This is a genomic window from Rhizobium sp. A22-96 (genome assembly GCF_053521805.1).
The window spans coordinates 110,325-124,325 of sequence record NZ_JBNWDQ010000004.1 but is presented as its reverse complement, the minus strand read 5'-3'; the positions used below and the strand labels follow the sequence as shown (position 1 = coordinate 124,325).

At 60.7% G+C, this 14,001-nt stretch carries 13 protein-coding genes; 6 read left to right on the top strand and 7 right to left on the bottom strand.

Annotated elements, in window-relative coordinates:
• The first annotated feature begins 33 nt into the window (after positions 1-33).
• From ACQZ6F_RS18885 to ACQZ6F_RS18870, 4 genes are all read left to right on the top strand, one after another.
• Positions 34-1,467, top strand: a complete 1,434-nt coding sequence (locus ACQZ6F_RS18885; RefSeq protein ID WP_449094046.1) for a murein hydrolase activator EnvC family protein — start codon at positions 34-36, stop codon at positions 1,465-1,467.
• Positions 1,457-2,785 (top strand): S41 family peptidase, encoded by a 1,329-nt coding sequence (locus tag ACQZ6F_RS18880; protein WP_449094047.1) that lies wholly within the window; start codon positions 1,457-1,459, stop codon positions 2,783-2,785. The genes ACQZ6F_RS18885 and ACQZ6F_RS18880 overlap by 11 nt, the downstream gene beginning before the upstream one ends.
• 221 nt (positions 2,786-3,006) lie before the next feature.
• Positions 3,007-4,191 (top strand): divergent polysaccharide deacetylase family protein, encoded by a 1,185-nt coding sequence (locus ACQZ6F_RS18875; RefSeq protein ID WP_449094048.1) that lies wholly within the window; start codon positions 3,007-3,009, stop codon positions 4,189-4,191.
• 16 nt (positions 4,192-4,207) lie between these two features.
• Positions 4,208-4,747: an RNA pyrophosphohydrolase gene (locus ACQZ6F_RS18870; RefSeq protein ID WP_077470445.1), complete on the top strand. Its 540-nt coding sequence runs from the start codon at positions 4,208-4,210 to the stop codon at positions 4,745-4,747.
• A gap of 45 nt (positions 4,748-4,792) precedes the next feature.
• On the opposite strand, the gene bfr is transcribed toward ACQZ6F_RS18870, so the two are convergent.
• The 5 genes from bfr to ACQZ6F_RS18845 form a co-directional block, all read right to left on the bottom strand.
• Positions 4,793-5,278, bottom strand: coding sequence for a bacterioferritin (gene bfr / locus ACQZ6F_RS18865; protein ID WP_068390272.1), 486 nt, complete (start codon positions 5,276-5,278; stop codon positions 4,793-4,795).
• Positions 5,244-5,555: a (2Fe-2S)-binding protein gene (locus ACQZ6F_RS18860; protein WP_077470444.1), complete on the bottom strand. Its 312-nt coding sequence runs from the start codon at positions 5,553-5,555 to the stop codon at positions 5,244-5,246. Before ACQZ6F_RS18860 ends, bfr begins: the two co-directional genes overlap by 35 nt.
• A gap of 140 nt (positions 5,556-5,695) precedes the next feature.
• Complete coding sequence (locus ACQZ6F_RS18855; RefSeq protein WP_449094049.1) at positions 5,696-9,166, bottom strand: error-prone DNA polymerase; 3,471 nt, start codon at positions 9,164-9,166, stop codon at positions 5,696-5,698.
• On the bottom strand, positions 9,163-10,590 hold the full coding sequence (locus ACQZ6F_RS18850) for a Y-family DNA polymerase (RefSeq protein WP_449094119.1): 1,428 nt from the start codon (positions 10,588-10,590) through the stop codon (positions 9,163-9,165). The genes ACQZ6F_RS18855 and ACQZ6F_RS18850 overlap by 4 nt, the downstream gene beginning before the upstream one ends.
• Positions 10,591-10,630: 40 nt before the next feature.
• The gene (locus ACQZ6F_RS18845; RefSeq protein ID WP_449094050.1) at positions 10,631-11,581 is read right to left on the bottom strand and encodes an ImuA family protein; all 951 of its coding nucleotides are present in this window, start codon (positions 11,579-11,581) and stop codon (positions 10,631-10,633) included.
• Positions 11,582-11,857: 276 nt separating this feature from the next.
• On the opposite strand from ACQZ6F_RS18845, the gene ACQZ6F_RS18840 reads away from it, so the two are divergent.
• On the top strand, positions 11,858-12,295 hold the full coding sequence (locus ACQZ6F_RS18840) for a metallopeptidase family protein (RefSeq protein ID WP_034481264.1): 438 nt from the start codon (positions 11,858-11,860) through the stop codon (positions 12,293-12,295).
• A 65-nt stretch (positions 12,296-12,360) separates the two neighbouring features.
• On the opposite strand, the gene ACQZ6F_RS18835 is transcribed toward ACQZ6F_RS18840, so the two are convergent.
• On the bottom strand, positions 12,361-12,567 hold the full coding sequence (locus ACQZ6F_RS18835; protein ID WP_068390286.1) for a DUF1737 domain-containing protein: 207 nt from the start codon (positions 12,565-12,567) through the stop codon (positions 12,361-12,363).
• A gap of 27 nt (positions 12,568-12,594) precedes the next feature.
• Positions 12,595-13,515 (bottom strand): HpcH/HpaI aldolase/citrate lyase family protein, encoded by a 921-nt coding sequence (locus tag ACQZ6F_RS18830; RefSeq protein ID WP_449094051.1) that lies wholly within the window; start codon positions 13,513-13,515, stop codon positions 12,595-12,597.
• A 111-nt stretch (positions 13,516-13,626) separates the two neighbouring features.
• Between ACQZ6F_RS18830 and ACQZ6F_RS18825 the strand changes: the two genes are divergently transcribed.
• Entirely contained in the window at positions 13,627-13,857 is a 231-nt protein-coding gene (locus ACQZ6F_RS18825; RefSeq protein WP_037195680.1) for a hypothetical protein, read from the top strand.
• Positions 13,858-14,001: the final 144 nt, after the last annotated feature.

The following is a 14,001-nucleotide window of genomic DNA, read 5'->3' as shown; positions in this document are numbered from 1 at the left end:
GCCCGAACCGACTGGATGAGAAAAGCCTCGCCCATGCTTTCCCGCCTTCTGCTGCCTACCCTGGCGGCGTGCCTTGGCGCGGGCGTCTACATCGCAGCCCCTTTTTCGGCGACAGATTTGGCGCAGGCGCAGGAAGCCAACAATGCCACTGCGCAAGCCCCCGACGATCGCTCCTCGACGACGGCGCCAACAGCACAGCAGCCACCCGACCCGGCCGCCGAGCTCGCCCGCAAGCGCGACGAAACCCGCGCCGAACTCGAAACGCTGTCGAAGACGATCAACCTTTCCTCCGACAAGACGAAAGAGCTGGAAGACAGCATCGCCGCGCTCGACAAGAGCAGCGCCAGCCTGCGCCAGGCGCTGATCGACAGCGCCGCCCGCCGCAAGGATCTCGACCGCAAGATTCAGCAGAGCGAAAAGACGCTGACAGACCTCGCCGTCAAGGAAGACAAGATCCGCGCCTCCCTGCATGATCGCCGCGCTTTGCTCGCCGAAGTTCTCGGGGCATTGGAGCGCATGGGCCGCAATCCGCCGCCGGCGCTGCTGGTGACGCCCGATGACGCGCTCGCCTCGGTGCGCAGCGCCATCCTGCTCGGGGCCGTCGTGCCCGGAATGCGCAAGGAGACGGACAAGCTCATCGCCGACCTGACGGATCTGAGCAAGCTGCATGCCGATGCCGCCGCCGAAAAGGCCAGCCTCACCACCACCATGACCAACAGCATGGAGGAAGAGCGGCGCATGGACCTGCTGGTCGCCGAGAACGACAAGCACAGCAAGGAAAATGCCGCCCAGCTCGAGGCCGAGCGCAAGCGCGCCGAGGAGCTTGCGGGCCAGGCAACCAGCCTGGAAGGCCTCGTCGCTTCGCTGGAAAGTCAGATCGGTTCGGTCCGCGATGCCGCAGCTGCGGCACGTGCGGAAGAGGCTCGCAGGGGGCAGCTGACAGACCAGCAACGCGAGCAGGCAAAGGCCCTGGCCGAGAACGGCGTGCCCGATAAAAACCGCATTACGCCCGCATATGCCTTCTCCGACCTTAAACAGAAGTTGGAGCTGCCTGTGGCGGGCGATATTCTCCGCCAGTTCGGCGACGACGACGGCACCGGCCACACGGCAATGGGATTGACCGTTGCAACGGGTGCAGATGCGCTCGTCACGGCTCCCGCCGACGGCACGGTTGTCTACGCCGGCGCGTTTCGCAGCTACGGCCAGATGATCATTTTGGACACCGGCGACGGCTATCACATGGTGCTGTCGGGAATGGACGCGATCAAGACGCGTCCGGGCAGATTTGTCTTCGCCGGCGAGCCGCTGGCCACGATGGGCCAAAAAAGAGTCGCGAGCGCGACCGCATTGGCGCTGGAAACGGATCGGCCAACGCTTTACATTGAATTCCGAAAAGATGGAAAGCCGGTCGATTCTCGACCCTGGTGGACCTCTAAAGACACTGGAAAGGCACGCAATGATACGTAGGGCTTCTCTTGTTCTCGTTGGCGCATTGATGGGTGCGACCGCGATGGGCGTTATCTATACGGCGGTGGCGCCGGCGGAAGCCGCGGGTACTTCCACTTACAAGGAGTTGTCGATTTTCGGCGACGTCTTTGAACGCGTGCGCGCCCAGTATGTGACGCCGCCACAGGAAGACAAGCTGATCGAAGCCGCCATCAACGGCATGCTGACCTCGCTTGACCCGCATTCGAGCTACATGAATGCCAAGGATGCGGAAGACATGCGCACCCAGACCAAGGGTGAATTCGGCGGTCTCGGCATCGAAGTCACCATGGACAACGATCTCGTCAAGGTCATCACGCCGATCGACGACACGCCTGCGGCCAAGGCCGGCGTTCTTGCCGGCGACTATATCACTGCCATCGACGGCCAGTCCGTACGTGGCCTGAAGCTGGAAGACGCCGTCGAGAAGATGCGCGGCCCGGTCAAGACGCCGATCAAGCTGACGCTGCTGCGCAAGGGCGCCGACAAGCCGATCGAGCTCACCATCGTTCGTGACGTGATCGCGGTTGCCGCCATCAAGTCCCGCGAGGAAGGCGGCGATGTCGGCTATATCCGCATCATCTCCTTCACGGAAAAGACCACGCCAGACCTTGAAGCCGCGATCGCCAAGATCAAGAAGGATATCCCGGCCGACAAGCTGAAGGGCTATGTCTTCGACCTGCGCCTCAACCCGGGCGGTCTGCTCGACCAGGCGATCAACGTTGCCGACGATGTGCTTGAGCGCGGTGAAATCGTGTCGACCCGTGGCCGCAACCCGGATGAGACCCGCCGCTTCAACGCCACTCCGGGCGACCTGACGGATGGCAAGCCGATCATCGTGCTCATCAATGGCGGTTCGGCTTCGGCTTCGGAAATCGTCGCGGGCGCCCTGCAGGATCTGCGTCGCGCCACCGTGCTCGGCACCCAGTCCTTCGGCAAGGGCTCGGTCCAGACGATCATCCCGCTGGGTGACGGCAATGGCGCGCTCCGCCTGACGACGGCGCTCTATTACACGCCGTCGGGCCGCTCGATCCAGGGCATCGGCATTACACCTGACGTCAAGGTCGACCAGCCGCTGCCGGATGATCTGAAGGGCAAGCTGACGACCGAGGGCGAATCCAGCCTTCCGGGTCACATCAAGGGCCAGAGCGAAACCGACAAAGGCTCCGGCTCCTCGGCCTACGTGCCGCCGGATCCGAAGGACGACATCCAGCTCAACTACGCGCTTGACCTGCTGCGCGGCGCCAAGACGGATCCGTCCTTCCCGCCGAACCCGGAAAAAGCGGTTTCCGCCAAGTAAGGAAATGGCGCCGGGCTGGAAACAGACCCGGCGCTTTCACTTTCAATAGAAAGAGAGCGGGGTAGAGTGTATCGTCCCGCTTTACTCGGCCGGATGAATGCGGCCTTGTTCGAAACCTGTTTCGTCAGTTTTGACAGTTTAAGTCTGCGCTATCTTTTTCGCTTCGATGAGAGCGGGATGCTTGGAGCCAGCACAGTTTCCCGCTTGGGTGGATGAGAACTTTGGGAACGGATTTGCATGCACCGCTGGGACAGAACCGCAGGCCCGGCCGCCAGCGGAGACTTCCGCCTTTCGGGCGCATACTTGGCGGCCTCTGCCTGATCGCGATCGCCGGCTTTTCCCTCTATTCGGCGCTGTTGCGCGACGACCTCAGGAAAACCCAACCGACCGAAGCGGCGAAGAAGGAAGACCCGGCCCCATCGGACGAGACGAAGCCGGCGGCAAACAGCCAGGCAGGCCTGACACAGGTCGATCCGCAATCAGGCGCCAACACCTCGCGCGTCGTCACCGATGACGGTTCCGTCGTCACCATGTTCAGCCCGAACAATCGCGACGGCAATGGGCCTGTCCTGATCAATGCCAATCAGGTCGGCCAGGATCCCCGCATGGCGGCAACGCCGAACGACAGCCTGCTCGAGGATTCGCCCTTCGGCAAATTGCCGATCACCGGGCCGAACGGCCTGAGGCCGATGGATCAATATGCCAGACCCTGGTCCGGCGCCCGCGGCACCCGCATTGCCATCGTCGTCAGCGGTCTCGGCCTCAGTCAGACCGGCACGCAGCGCGCCATCGAGAAGCTTCCCGAAGAGATAACGCTTGCCTTCGCAGCCAGCGGCAACAGCCTGCAGCGCTGGATGCAGGATGCACGTCGCGGCGGCCACGAGATCTTGATTCAGGTTCCGTTTGAACCCTTCGACTATCCGGGCAACAATCCGGGTCCCGACACGCTTCTGACCTCGCTATCCGCCGCCAAGAATATCGACAACCTGCACAAGGCAATGGGCAAGATCACCAATTATACCGGCGTGATGAACTATCTCGGCGGCCGGTTCCTGTCGAATGCCGGCGCCATGGAGCCGGTGTTGCGTGATGTCGGCAAGCGCGGCCTGCTTTTCCTCGATGACGGTTCGTCAGCCCAATCCAAGTCCGGAACCCTCGCCAAGACGCTGGAGGTGCCGCACGCCTTTGCCGACGTGCAGCTTGATGGAGAATTGCAGCAAGATGCCATCCTGAAGAAACTCGACGAGCTGGAGCGCATTGCCCGCCGCAATGGTTCGGCGATCGGCGTTGCCTCCGCCTTCGACGAAAGCGTCGACGCCATCAGCAAATGGAGCGAGGAAGCCGCCATGCGCGGCATCGAAATCGTCGCGGTCTCGGCGCTGGCCGAAGACCCCAAGCATCCATGATCCCCTGGAGAAGAAGATGAGCAAGCCCCACGCGCCCGTGCGAGCCGAAGACCTGCCCTACCGTCCCTGCGTCGGCATCATGGTGCTGAACCGCGATGGTCTGGTCTGGGCCGGCAAACGCATTCCGATCGGCAATTCCGAATATGACGGCTCGCCGCAGCTCTGGCAGATGCCGCAGGGTGGCATTGATGAGGGCGAGGACCCGCTGAAAGCCGCCTATCGCGAGCTCTATGAGGAGACGGGCATGAAAACCGTGACCCTGCTGGCGGAAGCGAAGGACTGGATCAACTACGACCTGCCGCCGCAGCTGATCGGCATCGGCCTCAAGGGGAAATACCGCGGCCAGACGCAGCGCTGGTTTGCCTTCCGCTTTGACGGCGACGAGAGCGAAATCGCCATCAACCCGCCGCCAGGCGGCCATGAGCCGGAATTCGATGCCTGGGAATGGAAGCCGATGGCAATGCTGCCCGAGTTGATCGTCGCCTTCAAGCGGCCGGTCTACGAAAAAGTCGTTGCCGAGTTCGAGCATCTTGCGGGCCTGAAGGCCGAAGATTGAACCAAGAAATCCGGCCACCGATCGGCGGCCGGATTCATATATCGATTATTCTGCGGAATCGGCAGAATCGGCGTTGAGCTGGCCGTACTTGGCTTCGCCAATCTTTCCGAGCAGCTCCAGCTGCGTTTCCAGGAAGTCGATATGACCTTCCTCGTCGATCAGCAGCTGTTCAAACAGCTTCATCGACACATAGTCGCCGGCGTCATGACAGATGTCGCGGGACTTCTTGTAGGCCGTGCGGGCATCGTATTCGCCGGCAAGATCTGCCTCCAGCACTTCCTTGACATTCTGGCCGATACGCAGAGGCGCAAGCGTCTGCAGGTTCGGATGTCCTTCTAGGAAAATGATGCGGGCGACGAGACGGTCGGCGTGCTGCATCTCTTCGATGGACTCAGCGCGTTCCTTCTTGGCGAGCTTGGTATAGCCCCAATCCTCGAGAAGCCGGTAGTGAACCCAATATTGATTGACTGCGCCAAGCTCGAGAAACAGCGCCTCGTTAAGCCGCTCGATGACTTTTTTGTCGCCTTTCAATGTCCGCTCTCCTGTTGTCTTCATGAAATTTTTTCAGGCGGGACATGAAATCAAATATTTCGGCTTCCGTCGAGTGGCGACGGGCATGATAATCTTCGGTTGTCTGTATAATGATATCAACGACATTCGGGAAACAGCCGCAGCAACGGCCGCGCTTTTCCATGGCGTGATAGACCTTGGCGGGGACGATGAGCTGCCAACAGTCCTGATCCAGGAACTCGTTGATGACGTCCCGGATTTCCCTGTCGGTGATGTAATTACAGCTACAAACAAGCATTCTTCGCTCAGTCCGTCAAACATGACATCTGCTGTCTTGTTATCTGCTAAAGAAGACGCTCTTTGTCAAGAAAGAAACGATTCATTTTTATCGACGGGCGAAACGAGCGGCACATCGCTGCCGCCGCGAAGCCCTGGATCTCAATGGAAATTACGGCCCCTGGGCATGACATTTGCCGTTTCGGCGATATCGCTGCGTCCTTCCGTCGCTGGGCCGGTATTGCGCGTCAACAGGTCCGGTGAGACCTGCTTCTTCCTCTGCCTGTGATCCATGGTCGGCCGCAGCGCCTCATCCGCCCGGTCGCTGACGCCGAAACGCCGCGCCTCACGTTGCAGGATACCCAGCGCCGAGGTCATGTCCTCGATGTAGTCGACCACCACATGAATGACGCCGCTTTCGCTCTGCAGGCTGCCGCGAATCTTGACCAGCCGCGCGCCCATGACGATGGCGCGATATTTGTCGAATATTTTCGGCCAAACGATCGCATTTGAGACGCCGGTCTCGTCTTCCAGCGCCATGAAGATCACGCCTTTGGCCGAACCGGGCCGCTGGCGCACCAGCACCAGACCCGCGATCGTCACCATCCGTCCATTCGCCACATTGGGCAAATCCCGGTTCTGCACGATGCCGATATTGGCGAAATCGGCGCGCAGAAACGAAACCGGATGCGCCTTCAGGGATAGCGACAGATAGCGATAATCCTCGATGACCTGTTCGCCGGGCAGCATCGCGGGCAGGGTAACGGCCGGCTCTACCTGCAAGTCTGCGTGATTGCCGAGATCGAACAAGGGAAGCTTTTCGGCAGCACTGCCGGCATCGAGCGCCTGCACCGCCCAGAGCGCATCACGCCGGCTCAAGCCGATGGAGCGGAAGGCATCGGCATCCGCCAGCCGCTCGATTTGCGACTTGGCGAGCCCGGACCGCAGCCAGAGATCGCGCACGGATTGATAGCCATTGCCGCGTCGCACGACCAATTGCTGCATTTCATCCTCAGACAGGCCTTTGACCTGCCGGAAGCCCAGGCGGACAGCGCGGTTCGTCTTGATGTGATCGCGCATCGTCGCATGGCGCGGCTCGACAGCGTTCCTGTCGAAACGCGCTTCCTCCAGAAGGCAATCCCAGTGGGAATGATTGACATCCACCGGCCGCACCTCGACGCCATGCTCGCGCGCATCGCGCACCAGCTGCGCCGGCGCATAGAAGCCCATCGGCTGGGCATTGAGGATCGCCGCACAGAAGACATCGGGATAATAGGTCTTAAGCCACGAAGAGGCATAGACGAGAAGCGCAAAGGACGCCGCATGGCTTTCGGGAAAACCGTATTCGCCGAAACCTTCAATCTGGCTGAAACAGCGCTCGGCAAAGTCTTGAGGGTAACCCTTCGCAACCATGCCTGAAACCATGTCCTGCTTGAATTCGTCCACCTTTCCCGTACGTTTGAACGTCGCCATGGATCGGCGTAGCCGATCGGCCTTGGCGGGCGAAAATCCAGCCGCAGTAATGGCGATCTGCATCGCCTGTTCCTGAAATAGAGGCACTCCCAACGTTCTTTCTAGGACCGCTTTCAATTCCGGACGGTGGTATTCGATCGGTCGATTCTGAAGAACGTCATCCCGTCGTTTGAGATAGGGATGCACCATATTGCCCTGGATGGGACCGGGTCGGACGATCGCCACCTCGATAACCAGATCATAGAATCTGCGGGGTTTAAGACGCGGCAACATGCTCATCTGCGCCCGGCTTTCGATCTGGAAGACGCCGATCGTGTCGGCGCGGCAAATCATGTCATAGACCGGTACGCGGTCGGGATATTCGCCACTCCCGAGATCGGCAAGTTCCTTCTTCACGTCGTAATGCAGCAGCAGCAGGTCGAAGGCCTTGGCAAGGCAGGTCAGCATGCCGAGCGCCAGCACGTCGATCTTCAATATGTTGAGATTGTCGAGATCGTCCTTGTTCCATTCGATCATGTAGCGATCGTCCATCGCCGTATGCATGATCGGCACCACTTCATCCAGCCGATCCCGCGTAATGACGAAGCCGCCGACATGCTGCGTCAGATGCCGAGGAAACCCCATCAGTGTAGAGGCATAGGACAGCACGTTCTTCGTCGTCTTGTCGGTGAGATCGAGGCCGGCGAGCTTTGCTTCCCGATCGGACAGTTCCTCGGTCGACCAGCCCCAGACGCCGCTCGCAAGAGCCGACTGCACATCCTCCGACAGGCCGAAGGCCTTCGCCACTTCACGGCCGGCCGAGCGCGCCCGATAGCTGGTCACCGCCGCCGTCAGCCCCGCATGCTCCTTATAGTAATGCCTGTAGATGAACTGGATAACCTCTTCGCGCTTCTCATGCTCGAAATCGACATCGATATCCGGTGGCTCCTCGCGTTCCGTGGAGATGAAGCGCTCGAACAAGAGGGTCGTGATTTCCGGATTGACTTCGGTAATCCGGAGACAATAACAGACCGTCGAATTGGCGGCAGAACCGCGCCCCTGGCACAGGATATTCTGACTGCGGGCATATTCCATGATGCGATGCACCGTCAGGAAATAGGGCTCATATTGCCGCTCTCGAATAAGAACTAGCTCATGATCGATCTGTTTGGCGACCTTTTCGGGGATTCCATCGGGATAGCGCCATCTCGCGCCCTCCCATGTCAGCCGCTTCAGCGTTTCCTCAACGGTTTCGCCATCAACGCTTTCATCGGGATAATTATGCTTCAGCTCATCCAGTGAGAAAGAAAGCCGGCTAAAGAATTTCTGCGTATTCGCTAGGGCTTTCGGATAATCCTTGAAGAGGCGTGCCATCTCGGCAGCATCCTTCAAATAACGCTCGGCATTGGCCGCCAGCTTGAAGCCGGCCTCGGCGATCGGCACATGCTCGCGGATCGAAACGACGATGTCGGCAAGCGGCTTGCGTTCGGTTGCGTGATAGAGCGGCTGGTTGCTGGCGATCAGCCGCACGCCGTTTCGAATCGCAATGATGGAAAGCGTGGCAAAGACCAGCCGATCCCGCCCGTCATAGGCCGGCGACAGGACCATATGAAACTTCCGGCCGAAACGCATCCATAGCCGCTTGAGGCATTGTTCCAACCTTGCCTGGCCTTCCGTCGTCTCCACGCTGTCAGCATCGGGAACGAGCGCCAGCATCATCTCGTCGCCCCATTCCATGAGGTCAGCCTCTTGGAGTTTGCAGGAGCCTTTTTCAGCCTTGAGATTGCCCGCGCTCAACAGCCGGCAAAGATGTGCCCAGCCTTTGCGGTTCTGCGGATAGGCAAGAATGTCGGGTGTGCCGTCCGAAAAGACCAGGCGGGCGCCGGGCTGGAAAGCGACCGGTTTCAGGAGCGGCTTTTCCGGCTGCCCTTTGGCGCGACGTTCAATGTTTTCCTCAGCAATCCTTTTATATTCCGCCCGGAGAACCTTGGTATGCGCATGCGCCTTGACGACGCCGGCAACCGAATTGCGGTCGGCAATTCCAAATCCGGAAAGCTTCAGGATAGCGGCCTGCGCCACCATCTCTTCCGGATGCGACGCGCCTTCGAGAAAGGAAAAGTTCGTTCTCGCGCCGATCTCGAAAAAAGACGCTGACGCGAGAGGGGTCGGATGCGCGCTCATGCGAAGACCCCATGCATGTACCAATCCGGCGGCGTTGCAGTCTGGCCGTAAAGGCCCTTGCGGAACAGCCAGAAACGGTGGCCTTCCTCGTCCTCGATCTGGAAATAATCGCGGACAGGTTCTTCCTTTTCCTCGACCCACCATTCCGCCGAAAGCCGCTCCGGCCCTTCGGCCCGGCTGACCCGATGCATGACGCGCCGCCAGCGGAACTGCCGGGGAGGGCCGTCAGGCACTTCGGCGGCAACGGTTTCGACCAGTTCCGGCATACGAAACAACCGCAACGGCCGTTCGCCCCTGAAAAAGCCGCGGCCGGCATATTCTCTGCCTGTCCGCCGGCGAGCCGCGAGGATTTGCATGGCTGGCACCGGCCGGGCGGCCCGTTCGGGAATATGGCTTTCCCTGAGCTCGAAACCCTGCAGGCAATCCGGCCCCAGCCGCGCTGCAACCCGGTCGACAAAGGCGGCAAGTGACGTGCCCTGCCGGTCCTCCCCGACGAAATCGCCCTGCAGCGCATCGAAGGGCGCGTGCTGCAGCACATTGAGACGGACAATCTCGAAACCATATCCCGCATCGAGATCGTCATGAATGGCGGTGAAGCGCTCGTTAAACAGGCTGGCGATCCGGCCCGGCTCCCGCAGCGGCTGCGATGCCCCGGCAGCGATGCGGAAGACCGCCCCATCCACCCTGAACAGCAAAAGCTCGAAGGAACGGCCGCCGACGCCACGCGCCTCCAAACCCGGCTTCAGCGTTTCGGCAAGCATGTGGGCGAGCTGCAGAATATCGGCTTCCGCCTGCACCGGTTCGGCAAGCCGGCGCTCGGCCGATAATTGCGCCACCGGCCGGCGCGGCGAAATCGGCTCCTCGATGAGACCGACTGCCTGATCGAGCCGCAACAACACCTGTGCGCCGAAGCGACGGGCAAGCGGCGCCCGTGGCGCCGCCAGGAGATCGCCCACCTGCTTCAGGCCCATCTTCTGCAAGGCGGCAACGCTCTCCTCGCCAAGCCGCAACGACGCCACCGGCAGCGGCGCCAACGCCTCCTCCATGGCTTCCGGGGGAACGATGCGGCTCTCTTCAAAACGGGCGACCGCCCAGGAGAGGCCAGGCGCGGAGGAAATGGCGCCGCGCACATCGAGCCCGAGCCGGGAAATCCGGATCAATATATCCTCGAGCAGCGCCTCTTCGCCGCCGAAGAGGTGCGCGCAGCCGGTAATATCGAGAAAGAGGCCATCCTTGCCATCGATCGCCACCAGCGGCGTATAGCGGTCACACCAGTCGGCGATCGCCTCCAGCAGCTTGCGATCCGCCGCAAGATCTTCCTCGATGACATCGAGGGTAGGGCAGATCGCCCGAGCTTCGGCCACGCCCTGGCCGCGCTTCAGGCCGATCATCTCCGCCCGCTCGTTGAGCGCGGTCAGCCGCATGGCATTGTTCAGCCTGCCGGCGCAGACGAGCGGTGGCGCTTCAAGCCTGCCTGTCGAACGCCAGGACAGGCCCCAGCGCTTGCGCGCGATCCGGTCGGTTGGCAGATGCGGAAAAGTCAGCGCCAGAATGCGCTGCGTGTTCGCCGGGAAGGACAGGGTGCTGAGCATCGGAGACAGGGGCAAAGCGGCGGTCATGGGCATTCCACTCCAGGGTTATGGAAAGAGGCGCGGGGTTGCGGCTCTTTTCCAAGGTCAGACGAAAGGCCGGATGACCGATGCTGCCGCCAAGCACCGATCCGTCCGGCAGGGGCCGCGCCTGCGCCGGCGCGGGTTCGACGGAAAAGCGGAAGAGGGCGCTGCTCGCTTCCTCCTCGCCTCCCTGCCGCAATAAAAACAGGGGCCGGCCTGCCGCCTTGGCCCTGAGCGCCAGCCGCCGGCTTTCCGTCAGCCCGAAACGCGCGGGATTGCCGCGCACTTCCAGGATGACGACCGCAAAGGCCGCGCTGGCAAGCGCTGCTTCCGCCAGCCAGAGCGCTTCCTCCAGCTTGCGCGGAGATGCCTGCAGGAAGCCGGCCGGCTCCAGTCCGAAATCCATGATCCCGATGGCATAGGGCAGGCCCGCCTCCATCGCGGCGACCGTATCGCCGATCCAGAGAACCGGGGATATGGCCGCATCTGTGCCGGCGGCTTGCGCATGAAGCCTCGCGGCAAGAGCAAGGGTAAAGCCGCTGGCTACGCCCGCATCACGCAGGCCCAGCGAGCGGATTTCCGTCAATGCATCCAGCGGCACGCCACCCTGCATCGCGTCATCGAGGTCCTCAACCCCGATCGCAAGCAAGGATTGGGCAGCCCCCGCCGAACAGGGTCTTGCCTTCTCCGCCAGCGTCTCATGCGCCGCCGCTGCCAGCGCCGGTATCGGCCTGCCTTCCAGTCGGGCAATGGTTTCACGCAGGGCAAAAAGCGTTTCCCCCGCCACGGCGGCCTCGGCCATGACGTTCACTCCAGATCGATAATGTTCCTGTTATGTTCTTATGGATTCCAGAGGTCGGAAAAAGAGTCAACACCAATTTATAAGAAAATATTCCTGTGCGCAGAGCCGAATGATTGGAGTCTATTCAAGCTGAAATCTGAATCCGCCCTAAAATCAAACAGGTAGACCATGGTGCCGTCCGAAAGCCGCTCAAAGACTTTTCGGCATCATGCCCCAATCCGCTCTCGTAAAAGCTGCGCAAAGTCTCTATATGACCAGCTAAGGAAGGAAGCATTCATGGCTCGCATTGACCAGAGCGAGGATTGGCGGGACCGCCACGCGCCCTCAATCAGCACATTTGAATCTCTGGCTATGGAGGCTTACAGCCACTTGCCGGACGAATTCCGCTCGCTCACCGGCAACCTCATCATCCTCATCGAAGATTTTCCCGATGACGATGTCTTCGAGGATATGGCGCTGGAAACGCCCTTCGACCTGCTTGGCCTTTTCGAGGGTCGCGGCATATCGGAGCGCTTCACCGCCCAGACCGGCGAAATGCCGAACAAGATCCGCCTCTACCGCCGGCCGATCATCGATTACTGGGCTGAAAACGAGGAAACCCTCGGCGATATCATCACCCATGTCCTGATCCACGAAATCGGCCATCATTTCGGCCTGAGCGACGAGGACATGGAACGCATCGAGGCGAGCGCCGAGGAAGCCACGGATCGGTAGTATCGGCCCTGACCGCAGGACGGTCAGGGAAAAACATCAAGCCTTCGATGAGGAATTACGTCCTCTTACTGCTCGGAAAGCTTCATCTCCGGATCGTAATCCTTGCCGGCGACTTCCTTGACGACGGCCTGGCCGCATTCCATCCGGCCGCTCCCGGCATTGAAGGCATAGGTCGGCGAGCCCGAGAGCTCCCAGCCCTTGTTCAGCGCTGCCGATACCTTGTGGCAGAAAGAAGCGTCATCGGGGCCGGTGAGGAAGCGATAGAGTTTCATCAAAGCGTCTTTCGTAAATACCAGCCCTCACCCTGAACGTGTCGAAGGGCGATGGCGCTGCTCGATCAGGCGAACTTTATGGACGAGTCTTTCCGCCTGGACAAGATGCAGCCGCTCCACCATCCGGCCGCCGAGGTTCACGACATTGAGATCGGCGGCACCTGGCTCGGCAAAGGCTGATATGATCGCCTCAGCCTCGGCAACAGCCGCTTCATCCGGACCAAAATGCCGATTGGCGGCCTCGATCTGGCTCGGATGAATCAGCATCTTGCCAGAAAAGCCCATGGCGATACCCTGGGCGCATTCCGCATCGAGCGCGTCCATATCCTTGAAATCGTTGAAAACGCTGTCGATGGCCTCAAGCCCATAGGCACTGACGGCCAACACCACCTGCATCAGCCAGGGCACAAGATAGGCGCGGCCCGACTGCGGCAGCACGCCCGTTTCCTTTCTGAGATCGTTGAGCCCGACGACGAAGCAATCGAGCCTGCTGCCCGTGGTGCGTCCAGCCTCGGCGATCGAAGCGGCATTCAGGATGCCGCGCGGGGTCTCGATCATCGCCCAGATGCGCAGGTTTTCCGGCGCATCGGCTTCCGCGAGCCTGTCACCCACGAGCATCACGTCCTGCGGCTCATCCACCTTGGGCAGCAGCACCGCATCCGGCTCCAGTTCCACGACCAGCGCCAGATCGTCAGCCCCAAAATTGGAGGAAAGCGCGTTGATGCGGATGATCCGCTCCTTGCTGGGAAGCGCAGACGAGGCGAAGAACGCCCGCAAATTCTCCCGCGCCTCGGCCTTCTTTTCCGGCGAAACCGAATCTTCGAGATCGAAGATGACGGCGTCGCAATCGAGGCTGGCAAGCTTTTCCAGAGCGCGGCGGTTGATGGCGGGGACACTTAAGACCGAGCGGCGCAGGCGGACGGGACGGGAAGAAGAGGATTGGCTCATAGCGCCGTTTTGCCGCGCTTTTAATCTCCAGGCAAGTCAACAAAAAGCCACGCTCCTCTTGCAGATGAAAAGGAACAGGCCCACATTGCTGTAAGTAGAGAGGTCTCGACCATGCAGAATATCCGTTCCCTGTTCATCGCGCTTGCCGGTATCACCGTGTTTGCAGCCATGGCGCTGTTTACCGTTTCACTGACGCTTGCCGTCGGCGGTATCCTGACCGTGCTTATGGCAGCCCGTGCGATTTCGCTTCGCATGAAGCCGGCACCGGTGCGCGCCAAGACGAACAGCCAGCGCGAAATGCGCATCTGGAACGACGGTCGCGGCACGATCATCGATCTCTGACATCGAACACAGGGCAACGGCAGCCTGTTTGCAGGCTGCCGAACGCATTTGCCTCGATCCGGACCTATGTCTGATGGGCAGGCTGCGACCAAAGAGCCGTGTTTTAGAGCATTTCCAAGATTCTCCTTCATTTCGGGCCGGATT